This is a genomic window from Stenotrophomonas sp. PAMC25021 (assembly GCF_004795795.1).
GTDB classification, from domain to species: domain Bacteria; phylum Pseudomonadota; class Gammaproteobacteria; order Xanthomonadales; family Xanthomonadaceae; genus Stenotrophomonas; species Stenotrophomonas muris.
The window spans coordinates 1,932,743-1,955,452 of the sequence record NZ_CP039255.1; the positions used below are offsets into that span (position 1 = coordinate 1,932,743).

Annotated in this window: 17 protein-coding genes and 1 riboswitch; of the genes, 6 read left to right on the forward strand and 11 right to left on the reverse strand. The window is 67.6% G+C overall.

Annotated features, from left to right (window positions below):
• Positions 1-31: 31 nt before the first annotated feature.
• From E5790_RS09130 to E5790_RS09140, 3 genes are all read left to right on the forward strand, one after another.
• Positions 32-1,006: a Dyp-type peroxidase gene (locus E5790_RS09130; protein ID WP_111206052.1), complete on the forward strand. Its 975-nt coding sequence runs from the start codon at positions 32-34 to the stop codon at positions 1,004-1,006.
• A 69-nt stretch (positions 1,007-1,075) separates the two neighbouring features.
• Positions 1,076-1,381 carry a hypothetical protein gene (locus E5790_RS09135; RefSeq protein ID WP_126411590.1) on the forward strand — a complete coding sequence of 102 codons (306 nt, stop codon included), beginning with the start codon at positions 1,076-1,078 and terminating at the stop codon, positions 1,379-1,381.
• Between the two features lie 119 nt (positions 1,382-1,500).
• On the forward strand, positions 1,501-1,920 hold the full coding sequence (locus E5790_RS09140) for a hypothetical protein (protein WP_111206051.1): 420 nt from the start codon (positions 1,501-1,503) through the stop codon (positions 1,918-1,920).
• Positions 1,921-2,024: 104 nt separating this feature from the next.
• On the opposite strand, the gene pnuC is transcribed toward E5790_RS09140, so the two are convergent.
• The 7 genes from pnuC to E5790_RS09175 all read right to left on the reverse strand — a co-directional run bounded on the left by pnuC (position 2,025) and on the right by E5790_RS09175 (position 10,843).
• The gene (gene pnuC, locus E5790_RS09145) at positions 2,025-2,594 is read right to left on the reverse strand and encodes a nicotinamide riboside transporter PnuC (RefSeq protein WP_046427881.1); all 570 of its coding nucleotides are present in this window, start codon (positions 2,592-2,594) and stop codon (positions 2,025-2,027) included.
• An 8-nt stretch (positions 2,595-2,602) separates the two neighbouring features.
• Positions 2,603-4,792: a TonB-dependent siderophore receptor gene (locus E5790_RS09150; protein WP_111206050.1), complete on the reverse strand. Its 2,190-nt coding sequence runs from the start codon at positions 4,790-4,792 to the stop codon at positions 2,603-2,605.
• Positions 4,793-4,862: 70 nt separating this feature from the next.
• Positions 4,863-4,958, reverse strand: a riboswitch (TPP riboswitch).
• Positions 4,959-5,056: 98 nt separating this feature from the next.
• Positions 5,057-6,181, reverse strand: a complete 1,125-nt coding sequence (locus E5790_RS09155; RefSeq protein WP_049405211.1) for a phosphotransferase — start codon at positions 6,179-6,181, stop codon at positions 5,057-5,059.
• Between the two features lie 121 nt (positions 6,182-6,302).
• Positions 6,303-6,710 (reverse strand): glycine zipper 2TM domain-containing protein, encoded by a 408-nt coding sequence (locus tag E5790_RS09160; protein ID WP_014645533.1) that lies wholly within the window; start codon positions 6,708-6,710, stop codon positions 6,303-6,305.
• Between the two features lie 247 nt (positions 6,711-6,957).
• The gene (locus E5790_RS09165) at positions 6,958-8,946 is read right to left on the reverse strand and encodes a peptidoglycan-binding protein (RefSeq protein ID WP_111206065.1); all 1,989 of its coding nucleotides are present in this window, start codon (positions 8,944-8,946) and stop codon (positions 6,958-6,960) included.
• A gap of 112 nt (positions 8,947-9,058) precedes the next feature.
• Positions 9,059-9,829 (reverse strand): hypothetical protein, encoded by a 771-nt coding sequence (locus E5790_RS09170; RefSeq protein WP_049441770.1) that lies wholly within the window; start codon positions 9,827-9,829, stop codon positions 9,059-9,061.
• 375 nt (positions 9,830-10,204) lie between these two features.
• Positions 10,205-10,843, reverse strand: coding sequence for a response regulator transcription factor (locus tag E5790_RS09175; RefSeq protein ID WP_014035550.1), 639 nt, complete (start codon positions 10,841-10,843; stop codon positions 10,205-10,207).
• A gap of 75 nt (positions 10,844-10,918) precedes the next feature.
• Here E5790_RS09175 and E5790_RS09180 point away from each other — a divergent pair, with 75 nt between their 5' ends.
• Positions 10,919-14,518: a transporter substrate-binding domain-containing protein gene (locus E5790_RS09180; RefSeq protein WP_111206049.1), complete on the forward strand. Its 3,600-nt coding sequence runs from the start codon at positions 10,919-10,921 to the stop codon at positions 14,516-14,518.
• Here the strand turns inward: E5790_RS09180 and E5790_RS09185 are convergent.
• A complete protein-coding gene (locus E5790_RS09185; protein ID WP_014645538.1) occupies positions 14,512-14,913 on the reverse strand; it encodes a c-type cytochrome in 402 nt (133 codons plus the stop codon). The genes E5790_RS09180 and E5790_RS09185 overlap by 7 nt on opposite strands.
• A gap of 65 nt (positions 14,914-14,978) precedes the next feature.
• A complete protein-coding gene (locus E5790_RS09190) occupies positions 14,979-16,655 on the reverse strand; it encodes an electron transfer flavoprotein-ubiquinone oxidoreductase (RefSeq protein WP_041862952.1) in 1,677 nt (558 codons plus the stop codon).
• Positions 16,656-16,912: 257 nt separating this feature from the next.
• On the opposite strand from E5790_RS09190, the gene E5790_RS09195 reads away from it, so the two are divergent.
• Entirely contained in the window at positions 16,913-18,076 is a 1,164-nt protein-coding gene (locus E5790_RS09195; RefSeq protein WP_032962241.1) for an acyl-CoA dehydrogenase family protein, read from the forward strand.
• 203 nt (positions 18,077-18,279) lie between these two features.
• Here E5790_RS09195 and E5790_RS09200 read toward each other — a convergent pair whose 3' ends face one another.
• Both E5790_RS09200 and E5790_RS09205 read right to left on the reverse strand, forming a co-directional pair.
• Positions 18,280-18,759 carry a tRNA (cytidine(34)-2'-O)-methyltransferase gene (locus E5790_RS09200; protein WP_049441773.1) on the reverse strand — a complete coding sequence of 160 codons (480 nt, stop codon included), beginning with the start codon at positions 18,757-18,759 and terminating at the stop codon, positions 18,280-18,282.
• 69 nt (positions 18,760-18,828) lie between these two features.
• Positions 18,829-19,305, reverse strand: a complete 477-nt coding sequence (locus E5790_RS09205) for a hypothetical protein (RefSeq protein WP_014645542.1) — start codon at positions 19,303-19,305, stop codon at positions 18,829-18,831.
• Positions 19,306-19,721: 416 nt separating this feature from the next.
• On the opposite strand from E5790_RS09205, the gene E5790_RS09210 reads away from it, so the two are divergent.
• The gene (locus tag E5790_RS09210; RefSeq protein ID WP_049441774.1) at positions 19,722-22,571 is read left to right on the forward strand and encodes a pitrilysin family protein; all 2,850 of its coding nucleotides are present in this window, start codon (positions 19,722-19,724) and stop codon (positions 22,569-22,571) included.
• Positions 22,572-22,710: the final 139 nt, after the last annotated feature.

A 22,710-nucleotide genomic window follows, 5' to 3' on the forward strand; every position in this document is an offset into this window, starting at 1 on the left:
ATGCACCCGTCTGAAGCCAGCAGGAACTGCCGTGAATTCCCAGCCCGCACCGATCACCGCCCTTAACCACTCGCTCGACAACGAGCCGCAGCAGATCACTGCGCCGCTCACCCATTCGGCGGCGTTCCTGGTGCTGAAGGTGAAGGATGACGAGGCGTCGATCGTCAAGGCGCGCGAGGTGCTGGCCAGCACCGATGACCTGATCAAGAACACCGCCATCCGCGAGATCGAGCGCACCTTCACCTGCAACGTGGCCATCGGCCATCGCGTGTGGCAGCCGCTGGTGGGCACCACGCCGCCGCGCGAGCTGCAGCCGTTTCGCGAGATCAAGGGCGCGACCCACACTGCCGTGTCCACGCCGGGCGATCTGCTGTACCACATCCGCGCACGCACCATGGACCTGATCGTGGCGTTCGAGCGCAACCTGCTGATGGCGTTCGGCGATGCGGTGGAAGCAGTCGATGACGTGGCCGGCTTCCGCTATTTCGATGGCCGCGACCTGCTCGACTTCGTCGACGGCACCGCCAATCCGGAAGGACTGTCGCTGCCCGAAGCCACGATTGTTGGTGACGAGGATCCGGACCACGCAGGTGGCAGCTACGTGGTGGTGCAGAAGTACCTGCACAACCTCGATGCGTGGCGCGCGCAGAAGACCGAGGCGCAGGAGGCGATCATCGGCCGCACCAAGCACGACAACATCGAGCTGGACGACGCGCCGGCCGATGCGCAGAAATCGCACAAGACGCTATGCACCATCGAGGATGCCGACGGCGAGCACGAGATCCTGCGCGACAACATGCCGTTCGCCAACCCTGGCCGCGGCGAGTACGGCACCTACTTCATCGGCTACACGCGCCGCCTGTGGGTGATCGAGAAGATGCTCGAGCGCATGTTCATCGGTAATCCTGCACCGCTGCACGACCGCATCCTCGACTTCTCCACCGCCACCACCGGCGTGACCTTCTTCGCGCCCTCGCGCAAAGTGCTGGCCGACCTGGGCGAGTGATCAACGCACGCGTATGCATCTGGAGGACGTATGTCTGTCTTGAGAGCCCCATTCCTGGCGGCATTGTTCATGGGCATCGCCGGCTGCTCGACAGCACCTGGTCTGCTTGAACAAGCACCCGAGTCATTTGCTTCTTCGAAATCGGTACAGCAGGTCACCGTCTGCCTGTCCCAGACGTGGACACAACGCAATAAGGTCGTGCGCGTGCTGCCCACTGAATCCGGGCAGCGCATTGTCATCGACAACCCTGTGAACCATGGGGTGATTGCCATTGTCGAGCTTGCCCCTGTCCCGGCTGGTACGTCTGCACGCTACTGGAAGGGTGCAGGTCTCACCGGCTGGACACGTGATGATCTGAAGGCCTGCCTGGACTGATCGAAGGCAATCCCTCGCAATCGGGCAAGCTCGACGCGCGGCGCCATCATGGCCCGCCATCCGCCTGTCATCTAGGGCGCCGACCATGGCGCGCTGGATGGGAGCGCAGGAGGCAGGTGATGGCCATGGCAGGGAACAGGACCGGCATGCGCCGCTGGTGGCGGCGTCTGGCCACGGTGTTCGGCGCGTTGGCACTGGGGAGTGCCAGCGTTTCCGCGCAGGAAGCCCCTGCGCACTGGATGGCCTACGCCGCCGCCGTGGGTGGCCAGCTGCAGCAGCGCCTGCAGCAGGAACAGGACCCGCAGGCGCAGCGTGTGCTGGCGTGGTTGCAGGCGCACCCTGACACACCGGCACCGCTGCCGGTGAGCGTGTGGATCGCGGCGGATGGCCGTATTTCGAAACTGGAATTCGACAGTCTGGGCGATGCCCAGGTCGACGCCGACCTGCGCGCGACGCTGCAGGCCGCGCCGTTGCAGGCGGCACCGCCGGCCGACATGCGCCAACCGATGCGATTGGGCCTGTTGCTGGAGCCGAAGTAGATCCATGCCATGCGTGGATGTGGTGGGTAGATGCCGACCTTGGTCGGCAGGCGCGCCAACCCAGGTTGGCGACTACCGGTAGCCTGGCCACGCATGGCGTGGCTCTATCGCGTTGCCACCTGCGGTTCACGCGCGGCGGCGCTCCATGCGCGCAGCCCGAACACGGCCAGGCCGAGGAAGAACACGTACAGTGCCGCGGTCACGTGCAGCGACTTGAACAGGTACGCACCCACATAGACCACGTCCACCGCGATCCACACCCACCAGCAGGCCACGTGGCGGCGTGCCTGCCACCACTGGCCGACCAGGCTCAGCGCGGTCAGCATCGCGTCCAGCCAGGGCAGCGCGGCATCGGTGAAGGTGTGCATGGCCGCACCCAGCGCCACGCCACCGCACAGGCCGAAGGCCAGGTCGCGCAGCAGCGTGCCGCGTGCCAGTGGCACGATGCGGATGCTGCCCTCATCGGCGGCGTGCTGCCGCCAGTTGAGCCAGCCATAGACCAGGAAGCCACCGAAGGCGACCTGCAGCAGGGTGTCCGAGTACAGCTTGGCCTCGGCGAACACCAGGCCATACAGCGCCACCGACAGCAGGCCCACCGGCCATGCCGACAGCCGGCGCCTGGCCATCAGCCAGACGCCGAGGATGCTGCACAGCGCGGCGGTCCACTCGAGCATCACGCCGCTCACAGCGCGAACGTCACCGACAGGCGGGCCTGTCGCGGTGCACCGGGGAACAGGTAGTAGTCACCGCCGCTGCTGCCGGTATCGCGCCAGTAGAAGCGGTTGAATACGTTGTCCACCGACAGGTTCCAGGTCACCGCGCGTTCGTGCAGGCGATGCTGGAAGCGCAGGCCGGCATCGAACACCGAGTAGTCCGGCGCGCGCACGCCACCGTCGGCGCGTGCCACGTTGGCACCGGCATAGCGCCAGCCACCGGTCACGTCCAGGCCCTGCACGAACGGCAACGCGTAGGCCACGTGCACGCTGGCGCGCACCTTCGGCACGTTCACCAGCTGATGGCCCTCATAGGCCGGCGTGCCGGTGTCGCGCGCCCGGGCCTGCAGCATGCTGGCGCTGGCCACGATCTGCAGTGCGTCGGTCAGCTGGCCGTTGGCGGTCAGCTCCAGGCCGGTGTGGGTCTGCGTGCCTTCCTCGACGAAGGTGTAGCCGACGTCGCTGCTGTCGGGCCTGGCGTACTGGTACGGCTGCGAGATGCGGAACACGGCTGCGCCCAGGGTCAGCGCCTCGACCGGCACGTACTTCACGCCTACTTCCAGCTGGCGCGACTGCACCGACGGCAGGAAAGTGTCGGCATTGCTGGTCCAGAACGGCGCTTCCTGGCCCAGCGAAATGCCGCGCACGTAGCTGGCATAGGCGTTGAGCTGATCGGTGGCCTTCCACACCACCGCGGTCTGCGGTAGGAACCGCGACAGGCGGCTGTGCCGCTGCGGAACGCCACGCTTGTCGTAGGCACGCTCGTCCAGGCGCACGAAGCGGCCACCGGCCAACCACTGCCAGTCATCGCCAAAGCTCATCCGGTCCAGCGCGAAGAACGCGGTCTGCCGGCTGTCCAGGCGTCGTGCGGAGGGGCCGGGCATCTTCGGCGACGGCGCGAACACGGGCACCTGCGGGTCGTGGATGTTGCTGGTGCCGACGTACTCGTTGACGCTCGGGCGCTTGTCCACGGTGCGGCGGAAGTAGTCGGCACCGAGGGTCAGCTGATGGCCGACGCTGCCGGTCTCGAAGCGGCCACGCAGCTCGGCACGGGCCTGCTGGTTGCGGCGGGTGTCGTCCGGGCTGCGGTAGTCGTAGACATCGTAGTCGCCGTTGGGTGCGAAGTAGTTGCCTGGCACGCTGCCATCGGCGCACTGCACGGCGTAGTAGCAACCGTAGGCGAAGGCGACGTTGTCATCGATCACCGAGCGGCTGTGGCCGACCGAGACGCGCGACTGCCAGGCATCGTTGAAGTCGTAGGTATGCAGCGCGGTGATGTTGGTGCTGGCGATATCTACCGGGCGCTGCCACGGCTGGTAGCCGAGCAGGTGCTCGCGGTCGACACCGCGCGGCAGGTCACGCGCGCCCAGCAGCTGGTAGCCGGACACCGAGCGCTGCGAGCTGGTCTGGTAGTTGGCATCTACTTCCAGCTTGCCGCGCTCGCCGATCAGCCAGTCGGCGGCCAGCGAGTAGAAGTTGCGGCGGCCATCGGCGTGCGCGACGTAGGAATTGCTGGAGTCCCATGCGGCATTCAGGCGCAGGCCGAAACGCGGGGTGATCCAGTGGCCGACATCGACGGCGACGTAGCGTGAGCCTTCCGAATCGGTGCCGAGCGTGGCGGTGCGTACTTCAGCCGGGCGCTTGCCGATGTAGTTGATGATCCCGCCCGGCGCCATCACCCCTGCCGCCAGGCCGGCTTCACCCTTGAGGATCTCGACCGACTGCACGTTCTCCAGCGCCAAGCGTTGCTCGCCGGCGATGGACAGCCCGTTGAAGCGGTAGCCGGTGGCGGCGTCCAGCGCGAAGCCGCGGATGGCGATGTTCTGGTAGTAGCCCACAGGTGCATACGCATCACCCAGCGAGGCATCGTTGCTGGCCAGCTCGGACAGCGAACGTACCTGGCGACGTTCGAGATAGTCGCGCTCGAGCACGTTCACCGAAGCCGGCGTGTCCTTCCACGAACCGCCGCCGAAGGCATTCACGCGCGAGGTATCGGCCTTCGGCTTGCCGGCCTCCACGCGCACCGCCGCCAGTTCGGTCGGCGAGCGTTCGGCACCAGTGGCAGCCGCATCGGTGGTGGCCTCGGCCTCGCTGGCATGCAGCGGCAGCGCGGCGCAGAGGGCGAGTGAGAGCAGGGTGGGGCGCAGGCAGCGGTTCATTCGGTTCGTCTTCGGACAACAAGGGAGACGAAGCGACGGCGCGCAGGTGCACCGGCCCATGATGGGGGTGTGGCTGCGGCTCAAAGCTCCCTACGCCGGTGCAAACCGGATCAGGTTCCAAGGGACTCTCTCAGCCTGGCAGATCCAGGCACCCCCGCTTCAGGTGACCATTTCACTACAAATGGTACGGATTTGCGAGCGCCAGCCGGGGTCAGATCCCTTTCCTGCGGAAAGGGATCTGACCGCAACGCTGCGTCAACCGGATCACGCGACGGCGTGCAGGGCCTGCAGCAGTGCCCGCCCCGGCGCGCTGTGGAACCACGCCGGATGGCCCAGCATGAAGGGCTGCCAGGCCACGTCGGCATTCGCGGTTGAGCGGGTGACACCTTCGAAGTACTCCACTTCGGACAGTGCGAAGTCGAAATGGACCATTGGCAGCAGGTCGGCCAGCAGGTGCACGCGTGCCGCCGACAACGGCAGCACCTCGCGGTAGCCGTCGAGCAGGGCCAGCGCGATATCGATGCGCACTGCCTCCATGCCGCGCTCCAGTTCCAGCCACGCCACGGCGTTGCGCTCGATCGCGGTGGCGAGGTCGAACAGCGCGCTGGTGGGCGACGCCAGGCCGAAATCCAGCACGGTGCTGACCTCGCCGTTGCGCCACAGCAGGTTGGAGACATGCCAGTCGTTGTGCGCCCACAGCCGGGGCTCGGCGCGCAGGCGCTCGGCCAGGCCGGCGTGCCACGGCAGCACGTCGCGCTGCAGCTGTGCTTCCCATGGAATGCGCGCGAGATAGCGTGCCAGCCCGGGACGTTCATCCAGTCCTGCCTTGATGGCGGCGATCGGATCGTCGGCACGGATCAGGTCGTCGCGCGCCACCAGCAGATGGGTGCTGCGCTGGGGCGCGTGGTAGCTGGCGGCGGCACGGTGCAGCTGTGCGAGCGTGCGCCCTGCTTCGCGGGCCTGCGCGACATCGGTCAACAGCGACCACGACACCGCGTCGCGATACAGGTCGTCGCCCACGCCGACATCGTGCAGTTCAAACGTCCATTCGCCGTGTTCGACCGCAGTGTGGCCATCGGTGGCCGGCAGCACCTGCACCACTGGCACGCCGGCGGCGGCGAGATGGGCGATGAAGTGGTGTTCTTCTTCCAGACAGGCCGCGCTGCGCACGCTGTGGTGGTGGCGCTTGATGAACACCGCGCCGCGCGTGTCGTCGACGATGGCGGCGGCAGACAGCGGCCGCGGGCTGTGCCAGCGCGGTTGGCTGTGCCCGCCCAGCTGCGGGTAACGCGTACTCAGCCACGCGATGTCCGCCGCGCTGATCGGTGGCCAGTCGGCAGCGACCTCGTCGTTGTTGAGGCCCTGCACGCGGTGGGAGGAAGACGTCATGCCACAGTCCGATCGGGAAAGTCACATCCAAGGCTGCGCATTCAACGCCATGCGCGTGGCCAACGCAAACGGGCGGGTCATCGACCCGCCCGTCTCCGCGTCATCGGTATGTCGGCGCTGCTTACCAGCCGCGATGGCGGCCGCGGTCGTGGTAGTAGCGGTTGTCGTAGTAGCGCTCACGCTGCCAGCGGCGGTCATCGCCACGGTCGTAGTAGCCACTGCGGTAGTAGCCACGGTCGTAACGGCGATCGTAGCGGTCGTCGTAACGGCGATTGTCGTAGTAACGGCGGTCGCGGCGGTCGGAGGTGGTCAGGTTGCCGATCGCGCCGCCGGCCACGGCACCGCCGACGGTGGCCGCAGGGTCGCCGTTGGACAGCAGGTTGCCGGCCACGCCACCGACCACGGCGCCGACCAGGGTGCGCTTGTCCTTCCTCGACATCGCGCTGGCATCGCTGACCACGGCGACACCGGCAACCAGTGCCAGGGCCATCGCCAGACCACGGAAGCTGAGTGTGGAAGTACTGAGCATGTTCGGTTCTCCTGTGAGGTGCATGCCACGCTGGGCAGGGAGGGCGCGGGGCGCCCCGGCTGCCGTGGAGACCACGCTGGCGTTCCGACATTGCCGGAACATTGCCTGGCCTACCGGGCGGCTTGCGCATTCATCTAGCGGCAGGCGGCATGAAGCAAGGCTGAAAGTGGCTTTTACCGCTCAGCTGGCAGAAAGGGAAAGGGCCGCGCATGGCGCGGCCCCTCCCGGTCTGCAAGGCGCTGCGGGCTCAGACGCCCATGGCCTTCTGCGCCTGGCGGGTCTGTTCCTGCTGCGCGTCCTGCTGCTGGTGCAGCACGTTCGGCGCGCCCTGCACCGCGCCGCTGCTGAGCGCCATGCTCTGCTCGCTGGCGGTGCGGGTTTCCACCGCAACGCGGCTGGCCGCCGGGTCACCGACCGTGCCCTGCACGGCGAACAGGCGCTCACCGTTCGGGCTGGGCACCACCGCGTCGATGCGCTGCAGGCCGGCGGCATGCGCCTCCCTGGTCAGGGCCGCTGCGGCGCTTTCCAGCGCGTGGCGGTCCTTGAAGGTGCCCGCCGGCATCCGCTCCAGGCCTTCGGTGGCCTGCAGGTACATCGGATTGCGCGGGTGCCGCTCGTCGTTCAGCAGCGGGCGCTCGCGGGCCTCCTTGATCGCATCCAGCGTCTTTGCACCGACGATGCCGTCGGCAATCAGCCCGTTGTCCTTCTGCAGCTGGCGTACCGCCGCTTCGGTATTGCGGCCGAAGCGGCCGTCCTCGGCCAGCGGCTTGCCGTCGGCCCCGGCATAGCCGAGGTGGCCCAGCTGCTCCTGCACCTTGCGCACGCCCTCGCTGTGCGCGCCCGGCTTGTACAGCTCGGCGTGCGGGGCGGCAGCGGCCTTGTGTTCGGCCGCAGGCTTGCCCTGGGTCTGCTCATGCGATTGGGTGCGGCTTTCCAGCAGGTCGCGCGCCTTGGACAACGGGTCCGACGCGAACAGCTTCCAGTGCGGGTGGTCCTTCACCTGCTTGAGGTAATCCTCCACCGGCATGGTGTGCACGCCCTTGCTGCCGGTGGACTGGCTGATCAGCAGCTTGTCGGTGTTCGGGTCGCGCACCACCATCACGATGTGGTCGATGCCATTCCAGTGCTCGTGGCGGGTCCTGGCCGTATCCAGGCCGATGACCATGCCTTCCTTCAGCGCACCGGGCTTGAGGATGGCGTCGCGCTCGAGCAGCACGCCGGACTGTTCGACGGCCTTGTGCACGATGCCGCCGGAACCGAGGTTGCCCAGGTCGATGCGGTCGGCCTTGCTGAAGACAGCGTGCCCGGCCTTCTGGTTGATCTCGTCCATGGTCCGGTTCTGCAGGGTGCCGACCCAGCCGGAGCAATCGATGTAGCCCTGGTCCACGTTCTTGCCGGTCTTGCCCGGCACGTACAGCGCGTGGCCCGGGATGTTGATGGCGTACTTCACATCGTCGTACTTCACGCCAGCGTCGTACGCGGCGTGCAGTTCGATGCCCGGCTTCGGCGCAGCAGGAGCCGTTGCGGTCGCCGCCAGCGTGGCCGCAGCGGCACCCACTGCGGCGGTCTGCGCAGGTGTGCCTGGAGCCTGGGCCTGGCCCGGTGCCACGGTCTGCGGCGTGATGTGCTTTTCCGGGATGCTGATCGCTGCGTACTTGTGGATGTAGTAGCTGGAGAAGGTCCGCGCCAGGTCGCCGTCGTTCATGCCACGCATTTCGGCCAGGGTGTGGCCGGTCAGCGCCTTGGCATCGGACCCGATCTGGTTGAGCACGTTGCGGCGCATGTTGATCTCTTCGCCATGGCCGTTGCGGACCACGCCGAAGGTGCCGGTGGCGATCGCGGTCTGCACCGAGCCATAGCCGGCGCTGCCCTGCTGGTGGGCCAGGTACAGGTCCAGGCCGGTCGGCGTGTCGCCGCCGGACAGGTACGGGTGGCCGGTGCGCTCATTGCGGCGCGCCATCGAGCCCAGGTTGTCCTGGTACATCTGCGCGGCGGCTTCGGTGTTGCGGGTCGGGTCGAATTCGTGGCCGGTCAGGTGGTATTGGCGGGCCGAGCCGGGCACGAACTGGAACAGGCCTTTGGCGCCGGTCGAGGTGTTGTGGGCGCGCTCGTTGAAGGTGCCGCCGGTCTCGATGTGCGCGAAGCGCATGAAGTCATCGACCGGGATGCCCTTCTGCCGGGCGACCTGCTCGACGATGTCCAGGACTTCCTTTTTGCTGTAGTCATGCTGTGCCATGACGTTTTCCTCGGGGTTGATGGAGCGGCCGATGCCGCGAATCGCCAACCGGACTCATCCGTGAGTCAAGAACATGTCGGTCAACAGGTAACCCGCCTGCGGCGGATGGAAATCAGGGCGCGATGTACTGCTGGGCCTTGCTGTCGAAGCGGTAGTGCACGGTGTCGCCGGCACCCAGCGCGCGGGTCTTGCCCGGGGCTTCGATGGTGGTGCCCTTGAAGGTCACGGTCAGCTGCGGCAGGCCGTTGCCATCGGCCACGAAGGCCAGTTCGCCATCGCTGTCGGTGCACGGCATCACGTTGCCGTCGTCGCAGGCCGCGCTGTTGTCTTCGCCGGTGCGCACCGAGCCGACGTAGCGCCAGACCTTGCTGTCCAGGTCGTCCTCGCTGCGCTTGGGGTTGAACAGCAGCAGGGCGTAGCCGCTGCTGCTGATGCCGCGGTCGAAGCTGCTGGTCGGCACCGCCAGCAGCAGGCGGCCGTCGGCGGTGCGGTGTTCGATCGGCTTGCGCCGGGTATCGACGTCGTCGGCCTTGTCGTAGGCGCCGAGCGCACCGATGGTCCATTCCTGGCCACGGAACTTCCACGGCTTCTTCGCGTCGCCGCCGGCCAGTACGAAGGTGGCCTCGGCCAGATTGGCGCGGTCGTCGGGGCCGGCCGGCTGCTGTTCGCCCGGCTTGCCGTAGTGCTCGCGGGTGTCCCAGGAAAAACCGGTGTAGTAGGTGGTGCCGTCCAGGGTGAAGCGGTGGCCGAACCAGAAGGTCGCCACGCTGCCGTTCTGGACCTCATAGGACGTCGCACCATCGCCATCCACCTGGTAGATGAAATACATCACGGACGGCGCGTCGGGCGGGGTGACGGCGGCATCGGGAGAGGGGTTCTGCATCGGGGCAACATCCTGTCGGGGCGCTTTGGCAGCCTGCGCAGGCGCAGGCCGGGAGGACGAGGGGGCCGGATCGGCGGCGCTGCAGGCGGCAGCGGAAAGGGAGACGAGCAGGCATGCCGCGAATGCGCGCAGGGGCCGCAACAGCAGGGTCCAACGTAGCTCGGGGGGGGACTGCATGCGCCTCTCCATGGTCAGCGTTGCCGGGCCAGACGGCCGGCAGGAAGCCGCACCCCATCCACCACGGACGGGAGCGAGGACATGAGCCGGTCGATTCCTTCGACCTCGCATTGAGAACTCATGCCTGTCCATCTTGGCACAGATCCGCAGGCCGTCAAAGAGGGGGGCGGCAGCCGGGTCTGTGATGTGAAGTGCGTCTCAGATCTTGCCATCACGCAGGTAGTCGAACAATTCGGCGTCGCCCTTCAACCCCAGCTTGAGCATGGCGTCGCCCTTCTGCCGGCTGATGGTGCTGACGCTCTTGTGCAGCTGCAGCGAAATCTCCTTCACCGTCATGCCGGTGCCGAGCAGTCGCAGCACCTCCACTTCGCGTGGTGACAACGGCTTGCCGTCGCCCTCGCGCATGCGCCAGCTGCCGGCCGCGTCCACCCGCTCGCGCAGGCTGCGGCTGATGTAGGGCTGGCCGCGGTACACCGACTGGATGGCCTGCGGCAGCTCGTCCATTGACGAACTCTTGTCGACCAGACCGAGCACGCCACTGTCGAGCACCATGCGCAGGATCGCCAGGTTGCTGGAGACGCTGAGCATCAGCACCGGCAGGTCCGGATGCCGGCGGCGGATCATGCCGATCATGGCGAAGCCATCGGCCTGCGGGCTGCCCGGCATGGAGTAGTCGGTGACCAGCAGGTCACAGGGCTGGTTGGCGAGCAGGGTCATCAGCGCCTGCGCGCTGTCGGCCTCGCCGACCACGCGGCCCACGCCGCTCGACTCGATGACGGCGCGGGTACCGATGCGGACCACCGGGTGATCGTCTGCGATGATGATGCGCAAGCTCATGCTCTAGTATGGCCATCGGGCACGCCGGGCCGCGACCATCGCGGTCCCTGGCAGGATTCTAGGAGATCGACGCAGATGCGTAGGTGGGCTGTTCGCGGGCTGCTCCTGCTGCTGGCGGTGCTGGCCCTGCCCGTGGCCCAGGCACAGCCGGCCCCTGGGCTGCTGCCGCTCAGCCCGTTGCAGCGCGAATACCTGGTGGCGCATCCGACCATCGTTGTCGGGCAGTATGACAGCGGTTGGCCGCCCTTCGAGTCCCTCCGTGACGGCCAGCAGGTCGGTCTGGGACCGGACTACCTGTCGCATCTTGCACGCCAGCTCGGCATGAAGGTCGAGGCGCGCCGCTATCCGGACTGGACATCCGTGCTGGATGCGGCATGTCGTGGCGAGATCGACGTGGTGATGAATGTCGGCCTCAGTGCCGACCGCACCCGCTGCATGGTCTATACCGCGGCCTACAGCGAAGCGCCGCTGGCCCTGGTGGGCCGGCCGGACGACCTGCGTGCCTCCGACATGCCCGACCTGGAGGGTCTGCGGGTGGTGATCGAGCAGGATTTCCTGACCGGTCCGCAGGTGCGCGCCCGATTCCCGCGTGCCCGCCAGCTTGTCGTAAACGACACGTTGAGCGCATTGCAGATGGTCAGAGACGACAAGGCCGACGTCTACATCGGCAATGCCTTTGTCGCCACCGAGCTGATTGCCAGCCGGCGCCTGCAGGGCGTGGCGCTGTTGCGGCCCAGCGACCTGCCCCCTGAACGGCTGCACTTCGGCATTCCCAACAGCAAGCAACCCCTGGCTGAAGCCCTGGACCTGGCGCTGGCGGCCACCAGCCAGGCCCAGCGTGATGCCCTCGCACAACGATGGCTGCCACCGCCGCACTGGTCGGCATCGGCGCAGCTGGCGCTGAGCCAGGCCGAGAAGCGCGTGCTGGAGCAGCCGTTGAAGATCGGTTTCGCCCCGAATGCCGCGCCACTGTCGTTCACCGGCGAGGATGGCCGGCCCAGCGGGCTGGCCAGCGAATACCTGCAGCGCCTGATGCAGGCCGGTGCCAACCTGCAGGTCGAGGACAGCCACGACTGGTACGAGGTGCGCGAGAAGGCCCGCCGCGGTGAGCTGCAGGCGGTGATGGGCATTCCTGTCGATTCACGGTACCTGGGCCCGGACTGGGTGTTCAGCCAGCCCTTCATCAGCGTGCCGAACGTGATTGTGGTCAGGAGCGATGGCGAGTCGCTGCTGGGCCTGGCTGACCTGCAGGGCAAGCGCGTGCTGCTGTCCGACCCGGAGCGTGTGCGCGGCTACGTGCTGCAGCAGGCACCGCAGGCGCGGATCATCGCTGCACGCAGCGCCGAACAGTCGCTGCAGCGCCTGCTCGCTGGCGACGCCGATGCGTACATCGGCAACCTTGCCGTGGTCGATCACCTGCTGCGCAGCCGTTTCCCGGGGCGGCTGCAGGTGGCGGCACCGGCCGGCTTCAACGACCAGCTGGTGCTGGCTGTGGACCGCCGCCACGCGGCACTGGCTACCACCTTCGATCGCCTGCTGCTGCAGATGACCCCACGCAAGCGCGAGGCCCTGCGCAATGCCTGGCTGGGGGTGGAGTACCGCAACGGTGTCGACTGGAACAAGGTGCTGCGGTGGGGCGTGCCGGTGCTGCTGGTGCTGCTGACCGCGCTGCTGGTACATGGCGTCGGCCATTGGCGGCTGCGCCGCGAGGTGGCAGGACGTCGCCAGCTGGAGCAGCGTCTGGCCGAGGTGACCGACAACCTGCCTGCAGTGGTCTATCAGGCGCGTCGCGACGCCGATGGCGCGCTCAGCTTCCCGTTCATCGCCGGTGACCTGCCTGCGTTGTTCGGCATTACACGGCAGCAGGCCGAACAGGATGCGAGGGTGTTGCTGGAACGCATCGAGGAAGAGGACCGCGCGCACATCCTGCACTCCATCGAGCAGGCCGCGCGCCAGTTCGCCCCATTGATCCTGGAGTTCCGCCTGCGCAGCGATGGGGAGGGCGTGCGCTGGGTGCGCAGCCAGGCCCACCCCTATGCCGCCGAAGAGGGCGCGGTGATCTGGAGCGGTTACTGGGTGGACGTGAGCGAAGCGCGGATGCAGGCCGATGCCCTGGCGGCGGCGAAGGCGGACGCCGAGCAGGCCGCCGAGGCCAAATCGCGCTTCCTGGCCACGATGAGCCATGAGATCCGCACGCCGATGAGTGGCGTGCTGGGGATGCTGGAGGTGCTGGCGCACTCACCGCTGGACAGCGAACAGCAGCGCATCCTCGGCGTTATCGAGGATTCGGCCCAGATGCTGCGGCAGATCCTCGATGACATCCTCGATTACTCGCGGCTGGAAGCAGGGGCGTTGCGCCTGGAACCGGTGCCGCAACCGCTGCGGCCCCTGCTGGAGAGCGTGTGCCGCCTGCTGTCGGCCCAGGCCAGCGCGCGTGGCCTGGCGCTGCACGTGCAGATCGATCCCGAGCTGGCGCCGGCCCACGAAGTGGACGGCGTGCGGCTGCGCCAGATCGTGTTCAACCTGCTCAGCAATGCCATCAAGTTCACCGCACAGGGCGAGGTGCGCCTGCAGCTGGAGGTGCTGGGGCCGACCAGCGAAGACGGCGTGCAACCGCTGTGCCTGAGCGTTACCGACACCGGCATCGGCATCGCACCGGAACAACTGCAGCACCTGTTCGCGCCCTTTACGCAGGCCGGTGCCTACATCCAGCGTGACCACGGCGGCACTGGCCTGGGCTTGAGCATCTGCCAGCGACTGGTGCAGATGATGCAGGGCGAATTGACCCTGCACAGCACGCTGGGCGAAGGAACCCGCGCCGAAGTGCGGGTATCGCTGGTGGAGGCCGGCAGCGAGGACGCGGCGGCACTGCTGGCCGAGCAGGACCAGTCCGCGCTGCTGCCCGCCGCGCTGCGCCAGGCGCGGGTGCTGGTGATCGAGGACCACCCGACCAACCAGGCGATGATGGCGTGGCGGCTGCAGCAGCTGGGCGTGCCCCATGTGCTGCTGGGCGATGGCCAGCAGGCGCTGGATCGCCTGTCGTCGGAGAGCTTCGACCTGGTGATCACCGACTGCCGCATGCCGGTACTCGATGGATTTGGCTTCACCCGCCTGCTGCGCGAACGCGAGGGCCGTACCGGCCAGCCGCGGCTGACGGTGCTGGCGCTGACCGCCAGCGTGCTGGACGACGATGCGCGCCGCTGCCGCGAGGCCGGCATGGACGAGGTACTGGCCAAGCCGCTGTCGCTGGCCACGCTGCGTGCGGCGCTGCTGCGCTGGCTGCCGCAGGCCCAGGGCCAGTCGTTCGAGGTGCCGGTGCCGGAGGTTGCCGCCGACGACGGTGAAGCATTGCCTGATCTGGCCACCCTGCAGCAGCGCTTCGGCTCGCGCGTGGTGGCCGAGCAGCTGCGCGACAGCCTGTTGCAGGCCAGCGAGGGTGACCTGGCCGCCGCGCAGCGCGCCGTGCAGGCTGGCGACCGCCAGGCTGCGGCGCTGCACCTGCATCGCCAGGCCGGCGGGCTCGGGGCGATCGGGGCCACGGCACTGGCCCAGCAGGCCAATGCCCTGGTCGAGCGCCTGCACGATGCGGCAGAGGCCGATACGGCGCCGTTGTTCGCCACCGTAACGACGTTCGTGGCGCGGCTGCAGAAACAGCTGCAGCGCCTGGCTCACTGAGCCGACTGCTGCTGCAGGTAGGCGATCACCAGGGCGCGGCGTTCTGCGCTGGGGAAGGCGTTGTACATGCGGGTGCCCGGCACCAGGTGCGTGGGTGACTGCAGGAAGGTATCCAGCGTCTGTGCGGTCCAGGTGATGTCGGCGCGGCGCATGCCGTCGGAATACCCATAGTCGGGCAGGCTGCCGGCGCGGCGGCCGATCACGCCGTGCAGGTTGGGTCCGAAGCGGTGGATGCCACCGGGCTGCACGGTGTGGCAGCCGGCACACAGTTCGAACGCGCGCTGCATGGCCTGCTGCCGGGCCTGTTCGGGCGTGGCCGGCACCGCGGGCGGGCGCTGGCAGGCCGTGGCAAGCAGGGCCACGGCAACGGCGGTGAGCAGGCGGCAGGCACGCATGGGTGGGCAGGATAGCGGTGCGGTGGAGCGGTCGGGCTGCGACACACGGTCGCAGCCCGGGGCGATCACATGCCCGAGTAGTTCGGGCCGCCGCCGCCCTGCGGGGTCACCCAGACGATGTTCTGGGTCGGATCCTTGATGTCGCAGGTCTTGCAGTGCACGCAGTTCTGCGCGTTGATCTGCAGGCGCGCGTTGTCGGCTTCGCCAACGAACTCGTACACACCGGCCGGGCAATAGCGGGCTTCCGGGCCTGCGTACTCGGCCAGGTTCACCTTCACCGGAATGCTGGGGTCCTTCAGCGTCAGGTGGCTGGGCTGGTTCTCGTCGTGGTTGGTGCTGCTCAGGAACACCGAGCTGAGGCGGTCGAAGGTCAGCACCCCATCCGGCTTCGGGTAGGCGATGCGGGTGTGCTTGGCGGCCGGTTCCAGGCAGGCATGATCCGGCTGCGTGCGGTGCAGGGTCCACGGCGGGTTGCGCACGCCCAGCTTCGGCAGCAGCCACTGCTCGACGCCGGTCATCAGCGTGGCCACGGTCTGGCCCTTCTTGAACCACTGCTTGAAGTTCTTGGCCTGCTGCAGTTCGGTGAACAGCCAGCTGGCTTCGAACGCCTTCGGGTAGGCGCTCAGTTCATCGTGCTGGCGGTCGGCGGCCAGCGCGTCGAACGCGGCGTCGGCGCACAGCATGCCGGTCTTGATCGCGGCATGGCTGCCCTTGATGCGGCTGGCGTTGAGGTAGCCGGCCTCGCAGCCGACCAGTGCACCGCCCGGGAACACCGTCTTCGGCAGCGACAGCAGGCCACCGGCGGTGATCGCACGCGCGCCGTAACCGATGCGGGTACCGCCTTCCAGATGCTTGCGGATGGACGGATGGGTCTTGAAGCGCTGGAACTCTTCGAATGGGCTCAGCCACGGGTTCCTGTAGTCCAGGCCTACCACGTAGCCGATGGCGACCTTGCCGCCGTCGGCGTGGTACAGGAACGCGCCGCCGTAGGTGTCGCTGTCCAGCGGCCAGCCGGCGGCGTGAACCACCAGACCCGGCTCATGCCGGGACGGGTCGATCTGCCACAGCTCCTTGATGCCGATGCCGTAGGCCTGCGGGTCCTTGCCTTCGTCCAGCGTGTAACGCGCGATCAACTGGCGGCCGAGATGGCCGCGCGCGCCTTCGGCGAAGATCGTGTATTTCGCCTGCAGCGCCATGCCGCGCTCGAACGCCGGGCCGATGCTGCCATCCTTCTCGATACCCATGTCGCCGGTGGCCACGCCGATCACTTCACCGTTGTCGCCGTACAGCACCTCGGCTGCGGCGAAGCCGGGGAAGATCGCCACTTCCAGCGCCTCGGCCTGCTGCGCCAGCCAGCGGGTCACTTCGCCCAGGCTGATGATGTAGTTGCCTTCGTTGTGGAAGCACTCCGGCAGCAGCGCGTTGGGCGTGCTGCGCGCGCCGGTTTCGCTGAGGAACAGGAATTCGTCACGGGTGACCTTCTGCTTCAGCGGTGCGCCGCGCTCGGCCCAGTCCGGGAACAGCTCGGTCAGCGCGCGCGGATCCATCACCGCACCAGACAGCACGTGCGCGCCTGGTTCGGACCCCTTCTCCAGCACGCACACCGACAACTCGCGGCCGGCTTCGATCGCGCGCTGGCGCAGGCGGATCGCGGTGGCCAGGCCGGCGGGGCCGGCGCCGACGATCACCACGTCGAATTCCATTACTTCACGCGGGGGCAGGGCGTTGGCTTCAGCGCTCATCGATTGCATGACTCGTGGGTAGGGCCGGCATCGGGGCCACCGGCGGTGCCTGGGAATCGCGCGTGCAGCCACGAGCGAAACGGTTGTTTGAATGTGTCAGGGTACCGGGCCGCGCGTGATCGAGCTAGATCGCCGATGTTCACGTCATGATTGCTGCGGTGCAGCGTAAGGCTGCGGCCCGGGTGGGTGCCGACCCTGGTCGGCACGCTCTGCCCGGATGACCGACAATGGCCGGGTCCTGACTGCGCGTGAGTGCCATGGCTTTGCATCCGTACGATCTGTTCGATGTCCGTTCCCTGCTCAATGAGGAAGAGCGCGCGGTGCAGGAGAGCGTCGCCCGCTTCACCAACGAGCGCGTGCTGCCGATCATCGGCGATGCCTTCGACCAGGCCCGTTTCCCCTCTGAACTGGTGCCGGAGATCGCCTCGCTGGGCCTGCTGGGCGCCACCCTGCCGGCCGAATACGGCGGCGGTGATCTGGGTGCGGTCAGCTACGGCCTGATCTGCCAGGAGCTGGAGCGAGGTGATTCAGGCCTGCGCAGCTTCGTCTCGGTGCAGAGCTCGCTGTGCATGTACCCGATCTACGCTTACGGCAGCGAAGAACAGCGCCAACAGTGGCTGCCGGCGATGGCACGCGGCGAGCTGATCGGCTGCTTTGGCCTGACCGAGGCGCATGGCGGTTCCGATCCGGCCAGCATGAAGACCCGCGCGGTGCGCGACGGCAGCGACTGGCGCATCAGCGGCAGCAAGATGTGGATCACCAGCGGCCCGGTGGCCGACCTGGCCATCGTCTGGGCGCAGACCGAGGACGGCATCCAGGGCTTCGTGCTGGAGAAGGGCATGGCCGGCTTCACCACGCAGGAGATCAAGCACAAGATGAGCCTGCGCGCGTCGCTGACCGGCGCGCTGTTCTTCGATGACGTGCGCGTGCCCGACAGCCACCGCCTGCCGAACGTGAAGGGCCTGAAGGGGCCGCTGGGCTGCCTGACCCAGGCCCGCTACGGCATCAGCTGGGGCCCGATCGGCGCGGCCATTGCCTGCCTGGATGAAGCGCTGGGCTATGCCAAGGAGCGCGTGCTGTTCGGCCGCCCGCTGGCGGCCACCCAGAGCGCGCAGATCAAGCTGGCCGAAATGGCCCGCCGCATCACCACCGCGCAGCTGCTGGCGCTGCAGCTGGGCCGCCTGAAGGAAGCCGGGCAGCTGCAGCCGCAGCAGGTCAGCCTGGCCAAATGGAACAACTGCCGCATGGCCATCGACATCGCCCGCGAATGTCGCGATCTGCTGGGTGGGGCCGGCATCACCACCGAACACGTGGCGATCCGGCATGCACTGAACCTGGAATCGGTGATCACCTATGAAGGCACCGAGACCGTGCACCAGCTGGTGATCGGCCGCGAACTGACCGGCATCAACGCGTTCTGAAACCTGGTTCCGGTGGGTGCCAACCTTGGTTGGCACATCTTTCCAGAAGTTTCTGCAGCCGCCTTGACCTGTCTTTGGTAGGTGCCAACCTTGGTTGGCACACTCCTTCGGCACGCGACCGGGGAACAGTGCGGACCAAGGTCCGCACCCACCAGAAGCAGGTCACACCCACCAGCAGCGATCCACAGCCACCCCGGAGCGGTTTACGCGCCGCCGGCAAACCCATGCTGCCGCCACGCCTCGTACATCACCACGGCAACGGTGTTGGAAAGATTGAGGCTGCGGTTGCCCGGCCGCATCGGCAGGCGCAGGCGGCGGCCATCCGGCAGCGCATCGAGCACGTCCTGCGGCAGGCCACGGCTTTCCGGGCCGAACAGGAAGGCATCGCCATCTTCGAACGCCACGCTGTCGTAGCGGACGCTGGCACGCGTACTCAGGGCGAACAACCGCTTCGGTGCGATCCGCGCCAGCGCGGTGTCCAGGTCGGGGTGCACCTGCAGGCGCGAGTACTCGTGGTAGTCCAGGCCGGCGCGCTTGAGCTGCTTGTCTTCCAGTGCGAAGCCGAGCGGCTCGACCAGGTGCAGCTGCGCGCCGGTGTTGGCGCAGAGCCGGATCACATTGCCCGTGTTGGGCGGGATTTCCGGTTGGAACAGGATTACGTGGAACGGGGGCGCGGCATTCATCGGCGCAGTGTACCTGCGACGGCGGCCGCCTCTAGGGCGCACGCCCTGCGCTGGGCAGGGCGGCACCGCTTACGGGCGCAGCAGGACCTGGGCGGTTTCGGTGGCTAGGGCCTGCAGGTCGGCAGCGCTCGGACGCACCTGCAGGGCCGGCAGGTTGACGATCACCTGGTTGGCGACGCTGGTGGCAGCGGCAGCCAGGGTGGCGGCGTAGCGCTGGGCTTCCAGTTCGGCGGCCAGGGCGACGCGCTGTTCCAGGCTCGGGCGCACTTCCACCGAGGCCAGGGTGGTGATCGGCATCGCGGCGGCGACCGGGGCGGCGACGTAGCCGTTGCGCTCGGCCAGCTGGTCGGCGCTCGGGCGCACTTCCACGGTGGCCAGGGTCGGGATGCCGCTGGCCTGTTCCCAGGCCTGCTGGGCCAGCTGGTCGGCGGCCGGGCGAACCTGCACGGTGGCCAGGGTCTTGATGGATTCGGAGGCCTGCACCGACGAAACAACCGCGGTGCCGGCGATCAGGGCGATGGCGATGGCAATGGTCTTGGCGTTCATGACGGGGCCTGTTTAGTGTTGGTGATCAGTGGTGTGGTAGTAAGGTAGTACACCAGTTCTGGGGATGCAAGAAGAATTTTCGATTTCCTGCATTTGTTCAGTCTTCAGTCAGCTTGCGTCTGAAGCCCTTCCTGGCGCAGGAGGTGCCAAGCAATCCCCGTGCCAACTTTTATTCATTGATTTACAAGGGTTTTTTATCAATCGAAAAGTGTCCGGTGGGCGGACACCTGTCCATTCGATGTGCCGCGGACACTGTCCGGACGCCTTCAGCCGGCACATGTGACGGTTCACGCCCCCCGGCTGGGGCCGGGCCGGATGGCCTTCAGGGCAAACACCCCCAGTGACTGGCGACCGATTCCTGCCGTTGCCTGCGCAGGCTAGGATCGGGGTTCACCTATGTGACCAAGGATCCGGATATGTCTCTCGCCCTTCGCCCGCGCGCCGCATTGCTGGCCGTCGCCCTCAGCACCGCCCTGGGCACGCTTGCGCCCACCTCCGCGCTTGCCGCCAGGCCGACGGCACCGGCCAAGGTCGATATCCCGTACGAGCAGTTCACCCTGCCCAACGGCCTGCGCGTGATCGTGCATACCGATCGCAAGGCGCCGATCGTCGCGGTCAACGTCTGGTACCACGTGGGCAGCAAGGATGAGCCGGCCGGCCGCACCGGCTTCGCGCACCTGTTCGAGCACCTGATGTTCCAGGGTAGCGAGAACCACGACGGCGAATTCTTCGAACCGTTCAAGCAGGTCGGTGCCACCAACCAGAACGGCACCACCAACACCGATCGCACCAACTACTTCGAGAACGTGCCGACCACCGCGCTGGACATGGCGCTGTGGATGGAGTCGGACCGCATGGGCCATCTGGTCGGTGCGATCGACCAGGCTGCGCTGGACGAGCAGCGCGGCGTGGTGCAGAACGAGAAGCGCCAAGGCGAGAACCAGCCCTACGGCCAGGCCTGGGACCAGATCAACAAGGCGCTGTATCCGGTTGGCCACCCGTACCACCACGGCGTGATCGGCTCGATGAACGATCTCAACGCGGCCTCGCTGGATGACGTGAAGACCTGGTTCCGTACCTGGTATGGCCCCAACAACGCGGTGCTGGTGCTGGCCGGCGACATCGATCTGGCCACCGCCAAGGAGAAGGTCGCCAGGTACTTCGGCAGCATCCCCGCTGGCCCGACCATGGCGCAGCCGGCGGTGAACGTGGCCAAGCGCAGTGCCGATACCCGCGAGACGATGACCGACAAGGTGCCGCAGGCGCGCATCTACCGCGCCTGGAACGTGCCACAGGTCGGCACCGCCGACATCGACCAGTTGCAGCTGTTCTCCGAAGTGCTGGGCGGCGCCAAGTCCTCACGCCTGAGCCAGCGCCTGCAGCACCAGGACAAGCTGGTGGACAGCATCGGCTCGGGCCTGTCGACGTCGCAGCTGGGCTCCAACTTCGTGATCGTGGCGACCGTCAAGCAGGGCCAGGACCCGGCCAAGGTCGAGAAGATCATCGACGAGGAACTGGACCGCCTGATCAAGCAGGGCCCGACCGCGGCCGAGCTGGAGCGCGCCAAGACCGGCGCCCGTGCCGGCTTCATCCGTGGCATCGAGCGCATCGGTGGCTTCGGCGGCAAGGCCGATGCGCTGGCCGAGTGCGCGGTGTTCACCGGCGACCCGGGTTGCTTCCGCACCTCGCTGGCCAACATCGAGAAGGCCAGTGCCGCCGATCTGAGCCGCCTGGGCGCAGAGTGGCTGGACAAGGGCAGCCACACCCTGGTGATCGCACCGGGTGAGCGCGTGGCGCTGAAGGAAGAACCGAGCCAGACGCCGAAGCCGTTCACCGTGCCGGCGGTGGACCCGAAGTACAGCACCCTGCCGGAACAGGTGGACCGCAAGGCCGGCGTGCCGCAGACCCGCGAGTTCCCGCAGCTGAAGTTCCCGGCACTGCAGCGCGCCACGCTGAAGAACGGCACCCAGGTGATCCTGGCCGAACGCCACGAGATTCCGGTGGTGCAGTTCAGCTACCAGTTCCCGGGCGGCTTCAGCGCCGACCAGGGTCGCAAGCCCGGCACCGCCAACTTCACCATGAGCCTGATGACCGAAGGCGCCGGCAAGCTCGGTTCGCTGGCCTTCGCCGACGCCGCCGACGCACTGGGCGCCAGCCTGGATGCCTCGGCCGGCCTGGACTCGATGAGCGTGGACCTGTCGGCGCTGAAGGAAAACCTGGCACCGTCGCTGGCGTTGTACCGCGACCTGCTGCGCGAACCGCGTTTCGAGCAGGGCGAGATCGACCGGGTCAAGGCGACTTGGATCGCCGGCATCCAGCAGGAGAAGGTGAACCCGGGTGCAGTGGCCATGCGCGTGCTGCCGCCGCTGCTGTACGGCAAGGGCCACCCGTACGCCATCCCGTTCACCGGCAGCGGCGACGAGGCGGCGATCAACGGCCTCACCCGCGAAGATCTGGTTGATTTCCACCACGACTGGCTGCGCCCGCAGAATGGCACCCTGATCGTGGTCGGTGACACCACCCTGGCCGAGATCGTGCCGCTGCTGGACAAGCAGCTGGGTGACTGGAAGGCGACCGGCGAGGCGCCGCAGGTGAAGGCGGCCACCGATGTCGCGCTGCCGAAGGGCCCGCGCGTGTTCCTGATCGACCAGCCGGGTGCGGTGCAGGCCAACCTGTTCGCCGGCCAGGTGGTGGCGCCGTCCAGCGCCGCCAGTTCGACCCGCTTCGACATTGCCAACGGCGTGATCGGCGGCGACTTCACCTCGCGCCTGAACATGAACCTGCGCGAGGACAAGCACTGGTCGTACGGCGCGCGCAGCAGCGCGACCAGTTCGGTGGGCCAGCGCCCGTGGATGGCCAGTGCGCCGGTGCAGATCGACAAGACCGGCCCGGCACTGGCGGAAATGCGCAAGGAGATCGCCGCATTCGCCGACGGCAGCAAGCCGGCCACCGCTGCCGAAGTCAACCGCATCCGCAACATCCAGACCCTCAGCCTCCCCGGTGCCTACGAGACCGCCAGTGCCGTGGCCGCGACCATCGGTTCGATCGTGCAGTTCAAGCGCCCGGACGACTATGTGCTGCGTCGCAAGGCCGAGATCGAAGCGATGACCCCGGCGCAGGTGCAGCAGGCCGCTGCCGAGATCAAGCCGCAGGCCCTGACCTGGGTGGTGGTGGGCGATCTCAAGCAGACCGAAGCGGCCGTGCGCGCGCTGAACCTGGGCGAGGTGACGGTGATCGACGCCGAGGGCAACCCGGTCAAGAAATAAGGCACGACCCGGCCCGCCTGTGGCGGGCCGGCTCCCCTGGTAGTGCCGGCCGCTGGCCGGCAAACCCTTAAGGGGTCGGAGCCCCCTGCGGGGGATCCGACCCCTCTGCCGACCTGGGGTCGGATCCCCCGCAGGGGGC